The sequence below is a fragment of the Roseibium aestuarii genome (assembly GCF_008477545.1).
Taxonomy (GTDB): Bacteria; Pseudomonadota; Alphaproteobacteria; order Rhizobiales; family Stappiaceae; genus Roseibium; species Roseibium aestuarii.
In genome coordinates this window covers 482,820-499,537 of the sequence record NZ_VORA01000002.1, presented here as the reverse complement: position 1 = coordinate 499,537, position 16,718 = coordinate 482,820, and the positions used below count along the sequence as shown (strand labels likewise).

Here is a 16,718-nt window from a genome sequence, read left to right as displayed (position 1 = left end):
CGGACGCACAGGACAAGAGTGACCCCATGACCAAGAGCCATCTCACCGACAGCCTGCGGGCCGCCGCCGCCAAGCGCATCCTCATCCTGGACGGGGCCATGGGCACCGAGATCCAGAACCACCGGTTCTCCGAAGAGGATTACCGGGGTGCGCGCTTTGCCGACTGGCCGCAGGACGTGAAGGGCAACAATGACCTTCTGTCGCTCACCCAGCCGGATGTCATCCGCCAGATCCACGTGGATTATCTGGAAGCGGGTGCCGATATCGTCGAGACCAACACCTTCTCCTCGACCACCATCGCCCAGGCCGACTACGGCATGGAAGCACTGGCCTTCGAGCTGAACGAGGTCTCCGCCCGTCTGGCCCGCGAGGCCTGCGATCTGGTCACCGCCCGCGATCCGTCCCGTCCGCGTTTCGTGGCGGGCGCGCTCGGGCCGACCAACCGCACCGCCTCCATCTCGCCGGATGTGAACAATCCGGGCTTCCGGGCCGTCTCCTTCGATGACCTGCGCATTGCCTATGCGGAGGCCGTGCGCGGCCTGATCGCCGGTGGCGCCGACATCCTGCTGGTCGAGACCATCTTCGACACGCTGAATGCCAAGGCCGCGCTGTTTGCCATCGACGAGGTCTTCGAGGAGGTCGGGCGGGTGCTGCCGGTGATGATTTCCGGCACGATCACCGACCTGTCCGGCCGCACGCTCTCCGGCCAGACGCCGGAAGCCTTCTGGAACTCCGTGCGCCATGCCCGTCCGCTGTCCATCGGCCTGAACTGCGCCCTTGGTGCCCGCGAGATGCGCGCCCATATCGCCGAGCTGTCGCGTCTGGCGGACACGCTGGTCTGCGCCTATCCGAATGCCGGCCTGCCGAACGAATTCGGCGAGTATGACGAGAGCCCGGAATATATGGCGAGCCTGATCCGCGACTTCGCGGACTCCGGTCTCGTGAACGTGGTCGGCGGCTGCTGCGGCACCACGCCGGCCCATATCCGCGCCATTGCCGAGACGGTGAAGGACATTGCACCGCGCAAGCTGCCGGATGTTCCCGTCCACATGCGCCTCTCGGGTCTCGAGCCTTTCGTGCTGACGCCGGAAGTCAATTTCGTCAATGTGGGCGAGCGCACCAACGTCACCGGCTCCGCCCGCTTCCGCAAGCTGATCAAGGAAGGCGACTATGCGACCGCCCTTGATGTGGCCCGCGATCAGGTGGAAAACGGCGCCCAGATCATCGACGTGAACATGGACGAGGGCCTGCTGGACTCCGAAGAGGCCATGGTCACCTTCCTCAATCTGATCGCCGCAGAGCCGGACATTGCCCGCGTGCCGATCATGATCGACAGTTCCAAGTGGACCGTGATCGAGGCCGGCCTGAAGTGCATTCAGGGCAAGGGCGTCGTCAACTCGATCTCCATGAAGGAGGGCGAGGCCCAGTTCATCGAACAGGCCAAGCTGGTGCGCCGCTACGGGGCGGCCGTGGTCGTCATGGCCTTCGACGAGACCGGTCAGGCCGACAGCTACGAGCGCAAGATCGAGATCTGCGCCCGGTCCTACAAGATCCTGACGGAGAAGGTGGGCCTGCCGCCGGAAGACATCATCTTCGACCCGAACATCTTCGCGGTGGCCACCGGCATCGAGGAGCACAACAACTACGGCGTCGACTTCATCGAGGCGACGGGCTGGATCCGCGAGAACCTGCCGCACGCCCATGTATCGGGCGGCGTGTCCAACCTCTCGTTCTCCTTCCGGGGCAACGAGGGCGTGCGCGAGGCCATGCACTCGGTCTTCCTCTATCATGCCATTGCCAAGGGCATGGACATGGGGATCGTCAACGCCGGTCAGCTTGCCGTCTATGACAAGCTCGACAAGGAATTGCGTGACCTTTGTGAAGACGTGGTTCTGAACCGCTCTCCCGAGGCAACCGACAAGCTGCTGGAAGCAGCCGAGCGCTGGAAGGGCGAGGGCGGCAAGAAGAAGGAAGCCGATCTCACCTGGCGGACCTGGGACGTGGCCAAGCGTCTCGAACATGCGCTGGTCAACGGCATCACCGATTTCGTCGACGAGGATACCGAAGAGGCCCGCCAGAGCTTCGACCGGCCGCTGCATGTGATTGAAGGTCCGCTGATGGACGGCATGAACGTGGTCGGCGACCTGTTCGGCTCGGGCCAGATGTTCCTTCCGCAGGTGGTGAAGTCCGCCCGGGTGATGAAGAAGGCCGTGGCCTATCTGATGCCCTTCATGGAGAAGGAAAAGCAGGAGCTCGGTCTGACCGCGCAGTCGTCTGCCGGCAAGATCCTCATGGCGACCGTGAAAGGCGATGTGCATGACATCGGCAAGAACATCGTCGGCGTCGTTCTCCAGTGCAACAACTACGAGGTGGTCGACCTGGGCGTGATGGTTCCGGCGACGAAGATCCTCGAAGTTGCCCGCGAGCAGAAGGTCGACATCATCGGCCTGTCCGGCCTGATCACGCCGTCTCTCGACGAGATGTGTCATGTGGCCGCCGAAATGGAGCGCGAGGGCATGGACCTTCCGCTGCTGATCGGCGGGGCGACGACCAGCCGGGTGCACACGGCGGTGAAGATCCATCCCAACTATGGCCGCGGTCAGGCGATTTATGTCACCGATGCGGGCCGTGCGGTGGGCGTGGTCTCCAAGCTGATGAGCGAGAACGGCCGCGCGCCCTATTACGCCGAGATCCGCGAAGAATACGCGAAGATCGCCGAGGACCATGCCCGTGCCCGCAGCGGCGGCGAGCGGGTGTCGATCGCCTCTGCCCGCGCGAACGGCTTCAAGGCCGATTTCGCCACCGTTGCACCGGTAAAGCCTTCCTTCTTCGGCACGAAGACCTTCCGCGATTTCCCGCTGGAGGAGCTGGTGCCGGTGATCGACTGGACGCCCTTCTTCTCCACCTGGGAGATCAAGGGGCGCTATCCGGCGGTGCTCACCGACGATCGCTATGGTGAGGCGGCGACCTCGCTCTACAACGACGCCCGGCGGATGCTTGACGAGATCGTGGAGAAGAAGCTGCTTCAGGCGCACGGGGTGGCCGGGTTCTGGCCGGCCAATGCCCGCGGTGACGACATCGTGCTTTACGGCGACGACAGCCGCGCGAGCGAGCTGGCGACCTTCTACACCCTGCGCCAGCAGATGGCCCGCAAGGCGGGGGCACGCGCCAATGTGGCCCTGTCCGACTTCGTCGCGCCGGAAGGCTCGGGTGTGGCCGATTACGTGGGTGGCTTTGCCGTGACGGCAGGTTTTGGTGAGGAAGAGCTGGCAGCGCGCTTTGCCCGGGCCAACGATGACTACAACAAGATCCTCAGCCAAGCGCTGGCGGACCGGCTGGCGGAAGCCTTCGCCGAAAAGCTGCACCAGATCGTGCGCAAGGAGCTCTGGGGCTATGCGGCCGACGAGACCTTCTCCAACGAGGAGCTGATCGAGGAGAAGTACCAGGGCATCCGTCCGGCGCCGGGCTATCCGGCCCAGCCGGACCACACGGAGAAGGAAACCCTGTTCCGTCTGCTCGACGCGGAGGCCCTGACCGGCATCCGTCTGACGGAGAGCTTCGCCATGGCGCCAGGCTCGTCCGTCTCGGGGCTCTATTTCTCCAACCCGGACAGCCACTATTTCGGCGTTGGCAAGATCGAGCGGGATCAGGTCGAGGACTATGCGGCACGCAAGGGCTGGACGGTCGAGTTCGCCGAGCGCTGGCTGGCACCGATTCTCAACTACGATCCGCGCCGCCTGGCCGCAGCCGAATAAGCCCGGTCATTGCGACGCGTAAAATGGGCCGGTTCCTTGATCCGGCCCCGGGTGGTTAAAATCAAAAGGGCCGGTTCCTTGATCCGGCCCCGGGTAGTTAAAATCAAAAGGGCCGGATCATTGATCCGGCCCTTGTCTGTTTCCGGCCCACTTTGCCGGGAAATCGTGCCGCCGCATCGGCACATCGTGTCAGATATCGCTTACCGAATGAAAGGCGGGGTTCAGAACACTCCCAGCACGATGGCTGCAAGGAACCCAAAGGCAAACAGGAATGCGAGCATGTTCAGGTTGCGTGTCAGGGTCATTCGGGCCTCCCGGTTTTTCCTAAAAACCTAACCAATCTTAAGAGAGGTTGACGGGGAAGCGAAGCAAAAAAGATGCTGTGGAGCGGTAGGCCCGGAGCACATTTGCCCCGGATTCTCTGGGCCTGCGAAAAAACGCCGGGGAATCAGCGGATTGCAAATGCTGCGTTGCAGCGAAACAATGCGCGCTCTAGGTGTGTCATTTGTTAATTTCGCGCTTTGGGTGGCTTTTACGCCGCAAGGGCATTTTGCCGCCTCAATTATTGCCAGAAATACGGGATCGTGAACCATTTGTTTCCACTTCGTCCCACAGGTTAAATTCCTGAGAAAGGCCTCATGCAACAGGCAGATGGCCACGGGGAGAAGCGAAAGGAAACCATGCTGAATCTGGGCATGTTGTCCGAGATGGCCAAGGATGCGAGCAAGACCGGCCGCCGGACCTTGATCTCTGCTGTGACAGATCTTTTCCTTTCCGCAAAGGATCGCGAAGCCGAGCAGGTGAGTATCCTGTTCGGGGACATCGTCATGCGTGTCCTGGGCGAGCTTGAAGCCGAGACGCGGATGGCGCTCTCGAGCCGGGTGAGCAGTCATCCGGCCGCTCCGCGTGACCTGATCACGACACTTGCCCGTGACGAGATTTCCGTCGCCCAGCCGGTGCTGGAACATTCCCCGGTTCTGACGGATGAGGATCTGGTCGATCTGGCGACCAGCCAGAGCATGGACCACCTGGATGCCATTGCCGGCCGCGCGCAGCTGGACGAGACCGTGACCGAAGCTCTGGTCGAGAATGGCTCGGACGAGGTGGTCACCAAGGTCGCCTGCAATGCGGGTGCGTCGCTGGGGGAGAGCACCTTCACCAAGCTGGTGGACCGGGCACGAAACAGCGAGCCGCTGCTGGAGGCTCTGGCGCGGCGTGAGGATCTTCCGCAGGAAGTCGTGGCAAACCTCGCCTCCATGGTGAGCGAGGAGCTGCGCGAGCGTCTTCAGGCCGTGGGGGGCGATCAGTCGCTTGCCGACAACATGGCCGGACGCGCGATGGAAGAGGTCAAGGCCCGTGCCAGCCGGGTCGGACAGTCCATGGCTCAGGCCAAGAAGGTGATCGAGGCCGTTCGGGCCGGCAAGACCTCCCTGGAGGAGGCCGTGGCGCATTTTGCCAAGGCGGACAAGGCGGCCGAACTCGGCATCCTGCTGGCGACGGTCAACCGTCTTCCGCCGGCCTCCGTGTCGAGCCTGGTCTATGCCAAGTCCGACAAGCCGCTCATCATCCTCTGCAAGGCCAACAAGCTGGATGTCTCGGCCTTCAAGCATATCCTGACCATGCGGGCCCGCCGGCTTGGCTCGGGCGTGCATGAGCTCAATGATGCGATGAAGCGCTATGAGGGGTTCAGCGTTCAGGCGGCCAAGGTGGCTCTTGCCGAACTTCTCAAGTCCATGACCCAGCCGGGTGGCGCAGACGAGGATGACGGCAGCGACGGCGCCGATGAAGGCGTCTTCCGGGTCAGCAAGAAGCGCGCAGGGGCAAAGGCCCCCTGACGCTCAGGCTCTTCGTTTTCCAGGATCAGTGTTGCGGTACAGGTTGAGCGCGGCTTCGGGCCGCGTCAGACCTTCTGCATGCGCAGGGTCAGCAGCGCGGCTGCGATCATCACGCTGCCGCCGACTTTCTGGATCCGCCCCATGATGGTGGGGCTGCGGAACCTTTCGCCCACTTCTGCCGCCAGCATCGCATAGATCCCCGCATTGGCCATGGCGAGGACCACGAAGGTCACGCCGAGCAGGCCGAGCTGGGGCCCGAGCGGCTGGGACGGGGCAACGAACTGGGGCAGAAAGGCGATGAAGAACAGGATGCCCTTGGGGTTCAGCGCCGTCACCACGAAGGAATGCACGAAGACCCGGCGGGCGGAGACCTGCGTCTTGCGGCTGGCTTCCTCGTCCATCTCCGCCACATGGGGCTTTGCGCGCCAGAGCTTGAGCCCCAGCCAGGCGAGATAGGCCGCGCCGCAGATCTTGATCAGCGTGAAGAGGGTGGCAGAGGCCGCCAGAAGCGCGCCCATGCCCAGAAGCGAGACGGTCGCAGCCGTCGCATCCCCCAGACCGACGCCGAGAATGCTTGCCAGAACGGTGCGCCGTCCCTGGGTCAGCGCATAGCTGACGACGAGCATGACGGTCGGCCCCGGCAGGGCCAGGACGATAAGGGTGGCAACCACATAGGCCGCGTAGAGTTCAAGAGACATGCGCCAGGTCTTTGCAAATCGGTCGAGCCCTCATGGGCAAGCGCGGCAAGATACGCCACGTGCCCCGGAATTGTCACGCGGACAAAGGTATCGCGGTGTCGCGCTCGCCCTCGGGCTTCTGGGCGCGGCCCTTGGATGGAATGCAGCCGCCAGCGCGCCGCAGACCGATGAGCCCGTGTTTACATCTCCTCCGCTGCCGCCCGAGCGTCCTGTGCCACAAGTTCAGCTTAAACCCCCGCAGACGTGGCCTGAGGGGGACATGCACGCTGTCCCAATTGGGCTTCCCCTGCAGGTGCTTGCTCGCTCACCCGGAGAGACCTTGCCCGACTGGCTGGCGCGTGCGCAGCTTCTGCCGGAGGCTTGTCCGATTGAGGGAGCCTTCCTGACGTCCCTGCCGCCCCTGGTGGGTGAGGGATCTTGCGGGGTTGCACCGGCCGTGCGTCTGGAAGCCCCAGCCGGCGGAAAGCCGGGCCTGCCGTCTCGACCGGAGATTTCCTGCGGGCTGGCAGGATTGCTCTCAACCTTTTTCCGTCAGGATCTGCGAGAGATCGCCCGACGCATGCTTGATGAGGATGTCACCGAGGTGCTGACCGGTCCGGGCTATGTCTGTCGCCATCGCAATGGCAATCCGGAGGCGAAGATTTCTGAACATGCGAAAGGCGAGGCCCTCGACGTGACCGGTTTCGTCCTGTCTTCAGGGGTGCGGGTGACGGTTGCCGACGACTGGGGCGGCGAGTCTCGGGAAGCCGCCTTCCTGAAGGCTGTCCACTCGGCAGCCTGCGGTCATTTCACCACGGTGCTCGGGCCGGAAGCCGATGCGGATCACGCGGATCATTTTCATCTCGACCGGGGCTGCCATGGGCGTGACTGCACCTATCGGATCTGCCAGTAGGACAGGCCGTGCGGCGCGGGTCAAAAAGGAAACCCGGGCCACCTTGCGGTGACCCGGGTCTGCGGATCGGATCCTGATGCCCTGGCAGGCTCTCCCGGCGCCGGTTCGGCCGGCCTAGGGGATGTCGTCGTCAGGGGTGGCCGCTCCTACTGACAGAAACGCTGTTCGCCGTTGTAGGTGGTGTAGGTGCCGGTGTTCGGGTTGAAGGACCGGTACTTGGAGGTGCAGTAGCGATACCAGGCCGGGCTCCAGGGCTGGAAGCCCGGGGCTTCATAGACGGGCTCGCCATAGACCGGTGCGTAGCCCGGGCGGACATAGCCGGGGGCCGGGGCGGGAGCCGCATAGCCCCGGTTGGAGGAGCCGACGATGAGGGCGCCGGCGGCCAGACCGATGATGCCGGCGGCAACCGCTGCACCCGGATCGATGCCCTTGCGGCGGGGGGCTTCATAGTGGCGGTGTCCGTGGTCGCGCCAGCCGTGGCGGTGGTCGGCCTGGGCGGCGGAGGTCATGGGCAGCAGGACAGCACCGGTCATGGCGACGGCGATGATCTTGCCGAGAAGGCTGTTGCTGTTGAAGGTCATGGCGATGTCCTTTCGAAGGTTCGGCCCTGAGTTCCGCTGAACCGAGCGCCGGTGGTTCCGGTGGACGGGGAGGGGTCGCCCTCGGCTCCGTTCCTGATGAGGCCAATATCTCTCACAACGGCTGAACCGGTTCTGAGATCCCCGTTCATCTGGCGTTCAGCTTCGCAATCCGGCTTTTCGCCTCGCAGGCAGCGGGCTATAGAGAGGTGGGAGAGGATCGGGGCCACCGGCGCGAGGTGGCCGTAACCCATTGCAGTTTCTTTGCTCCGAGGAGGAGGACTGATGACGGACGATCCCGCGACGCCGACTGGCGGCGTCATGAACGAAGCTGAAAAAAAGAAGCCCGACGTGTTGCAGGCAACCGACGATGCTGCCCGCCGTCAGGCGCGCGGCCTGCTGCGGCTTGCCCGCCACGGGGCGCTGGCGACCCTCGAGCCGGAGGACGGGCATCCGCTCGCAACCCGCACGGCGGTGGCCACCGATATCGATGGCACGCCCATCATCCTGATCTCCCGGCTTTCCGGGCATACGGCGGCGCTTGCGGCCGATCCGCGCTGCTCGCTGCTGGTCGGAGAGCCGGGCAAGGGGGATCCGCTCGCCCATCCGCGCATGTCTGTCGCCTGCCGGGCGGTGAAGGCGGAACGCGGCACGGAGCTGCGCGAGCGCTGCAAGCGGCGCTATCTGGCGCGCAACCCCAAGGCCGAGCTCTATGCCGAGTTTCCCGATTTCGACTTCTTCCGTCTCGAGGTGCTGCGCGCCAGCCTGAATGGCGGGTTCGGCAAGGCCTATGCTCTGACGGCCGGCGATCTGGTGCTCGACGAGGCGACCTGCGCCCCGCTGGTGGCCCGCGAGGCGGGGGCGGTGTCTCACATGAACGAGGATCACGGCGACGCCGTGAAACTCTATGCGGAGGTCCTGCTCAAGGAACCGGAGGGCGCCTGGGTGCTCGCCGGGCTCGACCCGGAAGGGGCCGACCTGCGTCTGGGCGACCGTCATGCCCGGCTCTGGTACGACGAGCATCTGGACGAAGGCGCCGACATGAAGGGCGCGCTGGTCGCCCTGGCCAAGAAGGCCCGCTCCCTCATTGCCGGGCAGGATCAGGCCTGAAGACAGCACATTGCCCCTGACCCGGCCAGCAGGTCGGGTCAGGTGAGGGGCAACCTCACACAAGGCGTGGTTGTCAAGTCCAGATCAGTCCGGCGGCATACAGGCCAAGGACGAGGGAACCGAGCAGGATCCCCACGATGTTCCAGGCGGTGAAGCGACTGTTGCGCCGATACGGCTCGGCCAGAGGATCGTTCAGGCGATTGACCCCGAGTAGGATCGGCAAGGGGCTCAGTCCTCCTGCAAGCATCAGGGCAGAACCGAGTGCCATCTTCGCCCCGGAACCATGACCGTCCAGAAGCGAGCCGGAAAAATAGCTCGCGAAGAGGAGCGCGGTGGCCAGAAGGGCGAAGATCCGGTGAATCTGAGGCGTGCCGTCCGGCGTGCGGCGATAAACAGCATTCATCGCCGGGATCAGCCAGAACAACATGAAGATCGCTCGCCATGCGGGAAGGATCTGTGGTCGCCCGTTTCGCTTTTCCCAGAGCCAGAACTTGAGGAACCAGAACCAGGGATAAAGTCCGAGGGTCAGAAGTCCCAGAATGATGAACTTCACAGGACTTACGGGATAGGAGATAGCCTGATCCCGATAGTCCCTGTCCCCTCTCAGGCCGGAGCGAAGACTGAGGCCGAGCAGGAGCAGAGACGCAATCACAATTGCGCCGAGGATGGCAAGCACTGCTGGCTCCGTGGCTGCCCCAGCGGAGGGATCTGTCGAAAGATAGTCGGTGCCGGCGGCCTTCTGATCCAGACGGTGCGATAGTCCCGACAGGTCGTAGTTTTCCCAGGCGGCGTCGCGAACTCCGTCTCGCAGGGACTGGTGCTCGCCAAGGCTCTCTGCCGCAGCGCTGCGCTTGTTGACCTGAAGAACCCAGTCAAAGGTGAGCCCGGATGAGGTGGACACGCTCGTCGATGTGAAGGTGGCCGCTTCACTGGTCAGGGAGACGGGATCGACTGCTTCGATCTTTATCAGAGACGTCTCAAGCGAGACCCTATGGGTATAGCGGCCGACCTCTCCAACGAGATATGGCGCCTTGCGATCAAGGCTGTTGATCTCCGTCAGCACCGTGGCCACGGCATCCCCCCGCATGGGAAATTCGTCCAGCAGAGAGCCCGACCGCAGGGTGTCATAGTCGAGCGTATAATATTCCTTGGTTGTGATCTGGTTCTGATCGCGCAGATCAAAGCGCATGGACGGGTCGCGAATGGCGATACCGGGATACAGGCCATTGTAATAGCGATGCCAGGTCTCTTCCATCTTGCGCTTGCTTTCCGAGCCCATGCGCGCGCGGAAGTCATCAGCTTGCCGCCCGGTGTAGGTCGTCGTGACCGTCAGCTTCAGGGGATCCCCAGGCTCTTTGGGGAAAGAGAAGACTTCCTCGACCTGCATCGAGGATTGGCGCGGGTCGACGTCCGGCAGTTTCGTCAGGCCATCGGTCTTTGCATCCAGAACGAGAGCGTAGCCAAAGTCGTCGATGGGCACCTTGAAGCCCATGCCGCCCTGGTTCGATGACGTCGGATCAAGCCAGAGATCCTTGCCCTCGATATCGGCAACGACGATGGCGTGATTGAAGACATAGGGAGAGGGTAGCAGGTCGGGGAGGCCGTGGCCGCGCTGGGAATGAACGAGCGCCACATGCGCGGGAATATCGAGCGTTGCGAGCGCAGAGACGAGAAGAAGGGCCTTGTCCTTGCAGTCACCAAAACCGGTTGCAAGAACCTCGTCGGGTTTGCGCGGCACATAGCCGCCTACGCCCATTTCCAGCCCGACATAGCGCACCTGATCCTGGATCAGGCGGCTGACCATCGAGGCCTTGATCTCCGGCTTGCCGTATGTGCCGGCAATCTTGCGGATCTCCGATGCAAGTTGGCCGTCAGGCAGGCTGGCGGGAGCGTAATGAGGGAGAAGGGCGGTGGTGATTGCCTGCCAGCCGTCCCATGTCGAAACCGACAGTTCGGACCATTGCTGGTGTTCCTCGGGAACCTGCGCTTCGCCGTAGCGGGCACGAAGGTTCTGCGAGGCCCATACATACCTTGTCATCCCGCCCTCAGACGTGATGGTCGGATCAGGGACATCGCCAACGGATTTGATCTCAAGCTGAATGTCTTCCGGGGCCAGAAGGCTCTTGCGCAGCACCCCGACGGGCACGGAGTAGTCCATTGAGTCCCGGTCAGCAAAACCAGACGCAAAGGTCGGATGTCGATAGGTGCGGACCTTGCTGAACTCGACAATATCGCCAACGCTCAAGGACGGGACGTGCGCGAAATAGGTGATTTCGCCGTCAATGATCCCGTCATTCAGACCGGTCTCGCGCCGAAGTTCCTCGAAGGTTATCTCGTCGGTCAGATCCTGCCATACGCCCTCGTGCAGGATCCGGATCCGGTGGACACCCAGCGTGCCGATCTGGGGATCAAAGGTCATGTCCAGAGCGCCGGCTGCCTCAAGGCCCTGACGGTTAGTGATCTGTCGCCAATGGGTTGTGAGGACCGTCTCGATGCCATCTTGCCAGTGGGTCTGCCGGTCGAGAAGGAGATCGAAAAGACCATCTTCCACGTCGGCGGGAGGCGACTGGGTCAGGTCCACCTCGGGCAGGGGGAGGGCCCAGGCCGGGGCTTCTACCCGCTCGGCAGCTGGCGCCTCCGTCAGATTCAGGCCAAGGATGAGTGCAAGCGAAAGAGCCGCTTTACGAAGAGAATCGGCAAAATTCATGGAAAATAGGACAATCCGGCTGGATAGGCGGTGCCTTTGGGTGATGGGTCCCAAAGGCTCAGGCTCAGTAAAAGTAGCAGTTCAAAATATCTAAACTTGTTTCACTATTTCTTGCAAGCCGAGGTGGTGGCCGCGCCTCTCCTTAACCCGCGCCTCAGGCTGCGCGGATGTTCAGCAGGAAGCCGTCGAGTTCGTGCTGGAGACGGTTGGTCTGGTCGGAGAGGGAGCCGATGGTGGCGCGCAGCTCCTCTGCCGCGGCACTCGCGGTGGTGGAGGCGAGGTTCACGTCTTCGATGTTGCGGCTGATGTCGCGGCTGCCTTCTGCCACTTCGTGAACGCTGCGGGCGATTTCCTGCGTCGTGCCGGACTGGGCCGCGATGGATCCGGACATGGTCTCGATCCGCTGACCCATGTCGGAGATGGCGGCGAGAACCGTGGTCATGGTCGAGCGGGTGCGATCCGACACCTTCTGCAAGTCCTCCACCTGGGCGCGGATCTCGTGGGTGGCGCGGGCGGTCTGGTCTGCCAATCCCTTGACCTCTGCGGCGACCACGGAGAAGCCCTTGCCGGCCGCCCCGGCGCGGGCTGCCTCGATGGTGGCGTTCAGTGCCAGAAGATTGGTCTGGTCGGCGATGTCGGTGATCAGGCTCACGACCGTGTCGATGCGCGCGGCGGCTTCACCGAGCAGGACGAGATCCTCGCTGGAGCCGGCGGCCTGGTTGCGCGTGTCGCTGATGAGATCGCGGGCGCTGCCGGCCTGGCGATCCGTCTCGGCAATGGCGTTGAGCAGCGCGTCCGAGGCGGATGCGACGGTATGGATGCCCTGGCTCGACTGCTGGGCCGCGCCGGCGACCGCGGCCGAGCGCTGGGAGGTCTGGGTGGCGGTGACGGCCATGCTCTGGGCGGTGATTTCCAGATCCTGGACGGCAACGGCAATACTGTCGGAGACCGCCTTGACCGTCGCTTCCAGACTGTCGGCTAGGCGCAGGGTGGCGTCGCGCTTTTCGATCTCGAGGCGTTCCTCCTCCTCACGGGCCTCTTGCCGCAGCCTTTCGATTTCCTGCAGGGCCTCGCGGAAGATGACGAAGGTTCGTGCCAGATCACCGATCTCATCCCGGCGATCGGTGGCAACCTTGCTGTCCATCTCGCCGCGAAGAAGGCCCTGAAGCGCCTGGGTCACCGCCTGAAGGGGACGGGCAATGCGGGTGTGGCCATAGATCAGCGACAGGGTGATGCCGAGGCAGATGGCACCGGTGGAAATGATCGTCATGAGGCGGATGCCTTCCCGCTCGTGCAGAAGGGCCTGCTGGGCGGCGGTCTGGACGAAGCGGTCGAGATCGGTCTGCAGGGCGACGAGCTCATGCTCCAGCTCTTGCTCTTCCCGCTCGACCTCGTGCGCGATTTGAGCGGCCATGGCCAGATCCTTGGCGTCAATGGCATGGACCACCTTCGCGAGGTGACCGGCGAACCGGTCGTAAGCGGTCTCGATCCCGGTGATGCGGGTGATGATCTCGGCGAACTTGCGGTCGTGTTCCGGTGTGGGAGCATGAGCGCGTGCGGTGCGTGCGGCGGCTTCGCTGCGTTTCAGCTCCTCGGCAATCTGCTGGGTCAGGGCCAGAATGCGGCCCTCCAGGGTGACCAGGTCCTCGGGGGTTCCACCGGTGCGGATCTCCGCGATGCGCAGCATGCGTTCGATGAGGATCTGCTGTTCCAGCTCGTGGCTGGTGACCTGGTTCACGGCCTTGACGAGCGGAAGATCCTCCTCGGTGATGGCGGTCAGCTCGGTGCCGATGCGGTCCATCTGCTGGATGCCGATGACGGTGACAGCCACTGTTGCCATGCCAACAATCAGCACGAGAAAAAGGATTTTCGCGGAAACCGACCGCGCGAATGATCTGACCATAGAATTGCCCCCGCAATACTTGTCATAAATGGCAATTCCTTGCCTGTTAGCGCAAGGGTTGCAGGGGCTCGGTTAACGCATCCTTTAAAATCAGAAGCTTGTGCGTAAAATCCTGTATATGAAATGTATGAATTGACGCATCCGCGGCGTCATCTCTTCTGCGTTCAGGCGGCGCGGATCCCGCTGAGGAACCCATCCAGCTTGGACTGGAGCACCTGGCTCTGGTGGTTGAGGCCCTCGATGGTCGAGCGAAGCTGGGTCGCAGCCGCGCTGGAGGAGGTGGCACCTTCGCTCACGTCCCGGATGCTGACGGAGATCTCCGTGCTGCCTCGGGAGACTTCGTTGGCGTTGCGGCTGATTTCGCTGGTGACCGCATTCTGCTCCTCGACCGCAGCGGCGATGGCGGAGATCTGGCCGTTCATTTCCGCAATGGCCTGAACCACCTGAGTGATGACCGTGCGGGTGAGTTCCGAGCCGTGCTGCAATTCCTCGACCTGGGCGCGGATATCGCCGGTGGCCTTTGCTGTCTGGGTGGCGAGGTCCTTTACCTCGGCGGCGACCACGGCAAAGCCCTTGCCGGCTTCTCCCGCCCGGGCGGCCTCGATGGTGGCATTCAGCGCCAGCAGGTTGGTCTGTCCGGCAATGTCGTTGATCAGTCCGACCACGTCATCGATGCGGGAGGCTGCGCCCGAGAGGAGCTCGACGGTCTCGCTGGAGGAGCGGGCATGTTCCACTGTGGAGGCCGTGACCCGTGTCGCTTCGCTGACCTGACGGCTGATTTCCTGGATCGAGCTCGACAGTTCCTCCGCCGCCGCAGCCACGGTCTGGACGCTGGCCTGCGACTGTTCGGCCGCACTGGCCACAGAAGCGGAGCGGTCCGAGGTCTGGGTGGCGGTGGCGGCAAGCGAGGCGGCGGTGGCATCCAGCTCGGCGATGGCACTGGCGAGCGCGTCGGAGACGGTCTTCACATCCGCCTCCAGATCGCTGGCGAGCTGGAGGGTTGCGGCGCGCTTTTCCATCTTGAGCCTTTCATCGAGCGCTGCCTGTTCTTCACGAAGTCGCTCTATCTCCAGCATGGTCTGGCGAAACGTCTCATAGGCGCCGGCAAGCTTGCCGATCTCGTCGCCGCGGGAGATGCGGATTTCCGCATTGAGGTCGCCGCGGGTGAGGCCGAGAATGGCGCGGGTGACGGCAATCAGCGGCCCGGCAATGCGGAAGCGGGCATAGGCGAAGGCGAGAGCCGCCCCCAGGGCGACGGAGAGCACGGAGGTGACGAGCATCTGCCGGATGCCATCATGTTCGTGTTCCACGGCGTTGCTGGCGGCGGTTTCGGTGAAGGCCTCCACATCGGCCTGAAGGTCGAGAAGGGAGGCGTCCAGGCCCTTTTCGAGTTTCACGATGCCGCCGATGTCGTCGCGGGCCCGGTCGAGATCACCGTTGCGCAGCAGCTCGATGACCTTCGCGACCTCTGCCTCGAAGGCCAGGTAATCCGCCTCGATCGTCGCGATCTTGCCGGCGACCTCGCCGAATTTCTGCCGTTCGATGGGCGTCAGGGCCGTGGTCGCACCGTCACGTGCGAGAGACAAGGTCTTCTCCAGCTCGGCCTCGACCTCATGGCTGAGCCGCAGGACTTCGGTCTCGAGTTCGGACAGGGACGCAGAGCCTTCAGCACTGGAAATCCCGGCAAGGCGCAGCATCCTTTCGAGCAGAACCGCCTGATGAAGCTGATGGGCGGTCACGGTCGAGACGGTCCTGGCGAGGGGAATGTCCTTTTCCGCAATGGATTCCAACTCCTTGCCGATCCGGGACATTTGAAGGATGCCAATCGAGGCGACGATGACGGTGGTCAGGCACACGGCCCCCACAAGAAGAAGGATCTTTGCGGAAACAGAATTCAGGTGCTTCATCAGCATTCGGGAGGCCCATCTTGCGGTGAGATGTTCGCGTCGTTGATGCCTATTTGTCTGCTTTCTGTAGAAATATTCAGTTAAAATTGGGAATTGAGCACGTATGTGGGAATAATTACGAATAAATTTACTTAGGTAATATTATCAGGGGTAGGTGGGCTCCAAAAGAAAACCCCGCCGTTTGGCGGGGTGTCTCCTGTGCGTTTGACGTGAAAGCGAGGACGGGCTCATCCGGGTCGGGGCAGGCCTCCTACGTCGCTGCTGCGTTACTCGGTGCCCTGGATTGCCGCGAGCTGCCACGCGCCTCCGCTCTGACGGCGGAAGGTCCACAATTCGGTGCTTTCCTGCGGTTCCTCCAGGCTGCCCGAGAGGACGCGGTCCGAGCCGCGCTCGACAATGGCGTCGAGGGCGGAGTAGCGCATGGCGACCGTTGCATAGTCGTCGCTGCCTTCGCTCCAGGCTTCCGACAGGTCGCCCTGCAGCAGCTTCACGTCCGAGACGCTGTTGCGCTTGCCGGCAGAGGCGAGCTCGGCGAGCTCTTCGGCCAGGAAGGACATGGCTTCGGGCGTCGCGAGCTTGCGCATCGTCGCATAGTCCTCGCGGCCATAGGCCTCCTGAACTTCCGTCAGCATGTCCTCGAAACGGTCGAAATCGGAGGCTTCCAGCTCAAGCGGGGCGTCGATCACCGTAGCCGGGGCCGGCGTGGCGGGTGCCGCTCCGCCAGAATTGCCGCCGAAGCTGAAGGGGGTGCCAGTGCTCTGATCTGCCGAGGTGCGGAAGTCGGTACGCGTGCCCATTCCTGCTGCGGTCGCCGCTGCCGGTTGCGGGCGGCGGTTCGCGAAGAAGCGCAGGGCCAGCATGACGAGGCCACCAATCAGCGCGATCTGGAAGATGAGGCCGAGGAAGCCTGCAAAGCCGCCCAGGCCACCGCCGAACATCATGCCGAAAAGGCCGCCCATGAGCAGGCCGCCCAGAAGGGCGCCGCCCATGCCGCCGAAGAACCCGCGCGAGGGCTGGGCAGCTTGCTGAGCGGTGGCTCCCGGGGCCGCCTTCTGGCTCTGTGCCGGCTGCGGCGTCATGGTGCGTTGCATGGGGGCGGCAGTGCCGGGGGCGGTCTTGGTGGCAGGCGGTGCCGAGAAAGTCTTGCTTCCACGGCTGCCGAAGCTGCTGAACCCGGCCTTGCGGGCCTCGGCAAAATCGGTGGCGGCGACGGTGGTCGCAAGGGCAAGGATCAGAAAAGCTGTCGTCTTGCGCAGACGGCTGGCGGCAGCAGGCATAAGGGGTTCTCCGTTGGGCCCGGAACGGGCAAAGCCCGCCTTATGTGGCGACGCGA

At 63.4% G+C, this 16,718-nt stretch carries 10 protein-coding genes; 4 read left to right on the top strand and 6 right to left on the bottom strand.

From position 1 onward, the window contains the following. The first annotated feature begins 26 nt into the window (after positions 1 to 26). Both metH and FR728_RS10795 read left to right on the top strand, forming a co-directional pair. A complete protein-coding gene (metH, locus tag FR728_RS10800) occupies positions 27 to 3,755 on the top strand; it encodes a methionine synthase (protein ID WP_149892673.1) in 3,729 nt (1,242 codons plus the stop codon). Positions 3,756 to 4,393: 638 nt separating this feature from the next. Beyond that, the gene (locus FR728_RS10795; protein WP_208998769.1) at positions 4,394 to 5,590 is read left to right on the top strand and encodes a DUF2336 domain-containing protein; all 1,197 of its coding nucleotides are present in this window, start codon (positions 4,394 to 4,396) and stop codon (positions 5,588 to 5,590) included. Between the two features lie 65 nt (positions 5,591 to 5,655). On the opposite strand, the gene FR728_RS10790 is transcribed toward FR728_RS10795, so the two are convergent. Then, a complete protein-coding gene (locus FR728_RS10790; RefSeq protein ID WP_149892672.1) occupies positions 5,656 to 6,288 on the bottom strand; it encodes a LysE family translocator in 633 nt (210 codons plus the stop codon). Between FR728_RS10790 and FR728_RS19360 the strand changes: the two genes are divergently transcribed. Then, a complete protein-coding gene (locus FR728_RS19360; protein ID WP_149892671.1) occupies positions 6,287 to 7,180 on the top strand; it encodes an extensin family protein in 894 nt (297 codons plus the stop codon). The genes FR728_RS10790 and FR728_RS19360 overlap by 2 nt on opposite strands. Before the next feature lie 146 nt (positions 7,181 to 7,326). On the opposite strand, the gene FR728_RS10780 is transcribed toward FR728_RS19360, so the two are convergent. Beyond that, positions 7,327 to 7,761: a BA14K family protein gene (locus FR728_RS10780; RefSeq protein ID WP_149892670.1), complete on the bottom strand. Its 435-nt coding sequence runs from the start codon at positions 7,759 to 7,761 to the stop codon at positions 7,327 to 7,329. A gap of 282 nt (positions 7,762 to 8,043) precedes the next feature. Between FR728_RS10780 and FR728_RS10775 the strand changes: the two genes are divergently transcribed. Next, the gene (locus FR728_RS10775) at positions 8,044 to 8,868 is read left to right on the top strand and encodes a HugZ family pyridoxamine 5'-phosphate oxidase (protein ID WP_244304541.1); all 825 of its coding nucleotides are present in this window, start codon (positions 8,044 to 8,046) and stop codon (positions 8,866 to 8,868) included. 73 nt (positions 8,869 to 8,941) lie between these two features. On the opposite strand, the gene FR728_RS10770 is transcribed toward FR728_RS10775, so the two are convergent. The 4 genes from FR728_RS10770 to FR728_RS10755 form a co-directional block, all read right to left on the bottom strand. Next, positions 8,942 to 11,575, bottom strand: a complete 2,634-nt coding sequence (locus FR728_RS10770) for a DUF3857 domain-containing transglutaminase family protein (protein ID WP_149892669.1) — start codon at positions 11,573 to 11,575, stop codon at positions 8,942 to 8,944. A gap of 154 nt (positions 11,576 to 11,729) precedes the next feature. Next, a complete protein-coding gene (locus FR728_RS10765) occupies positions 11,730 to 13,415 on the bottom strand; it encodes a methyl-accepting chemotaxis protein (RefSeq protein ID WP_188318873.1) in 1,686 nt (561 codons plus the stop codon). A gap of 227 nt (positions 13,416 to 13,642) precedes the next feature. Continuing rightward, the gene (locus tag FR728_RS10760; RefSeq protein WP_149892667.1) at positions 13,643 to 15,391 is read right to left on the bottom strand and encodes a methyl-accepting chemotaxis protein; all 1,749 of its coding nucleotides are present in this window, start codon (positions 15,389 to 15,391) and stop codon (positions 13,643 to 13,645) included. 260 nt (positions 15,392 to 15,651) lie between these two features. Next, on the bottom strand, positions 15,652 to 16,662 hold the full coding sequence (locus FR728_RS10755) for a TIM44-like domain-containing protein (protein ID WP_149892666.1): 1,011 nt from the start codon (positions 16,660 to 16,662) through the stop codon (positions 15,652 to 15,654). Positions 16,663 to 16,718 lie beyond the last annotated feature (56 nt).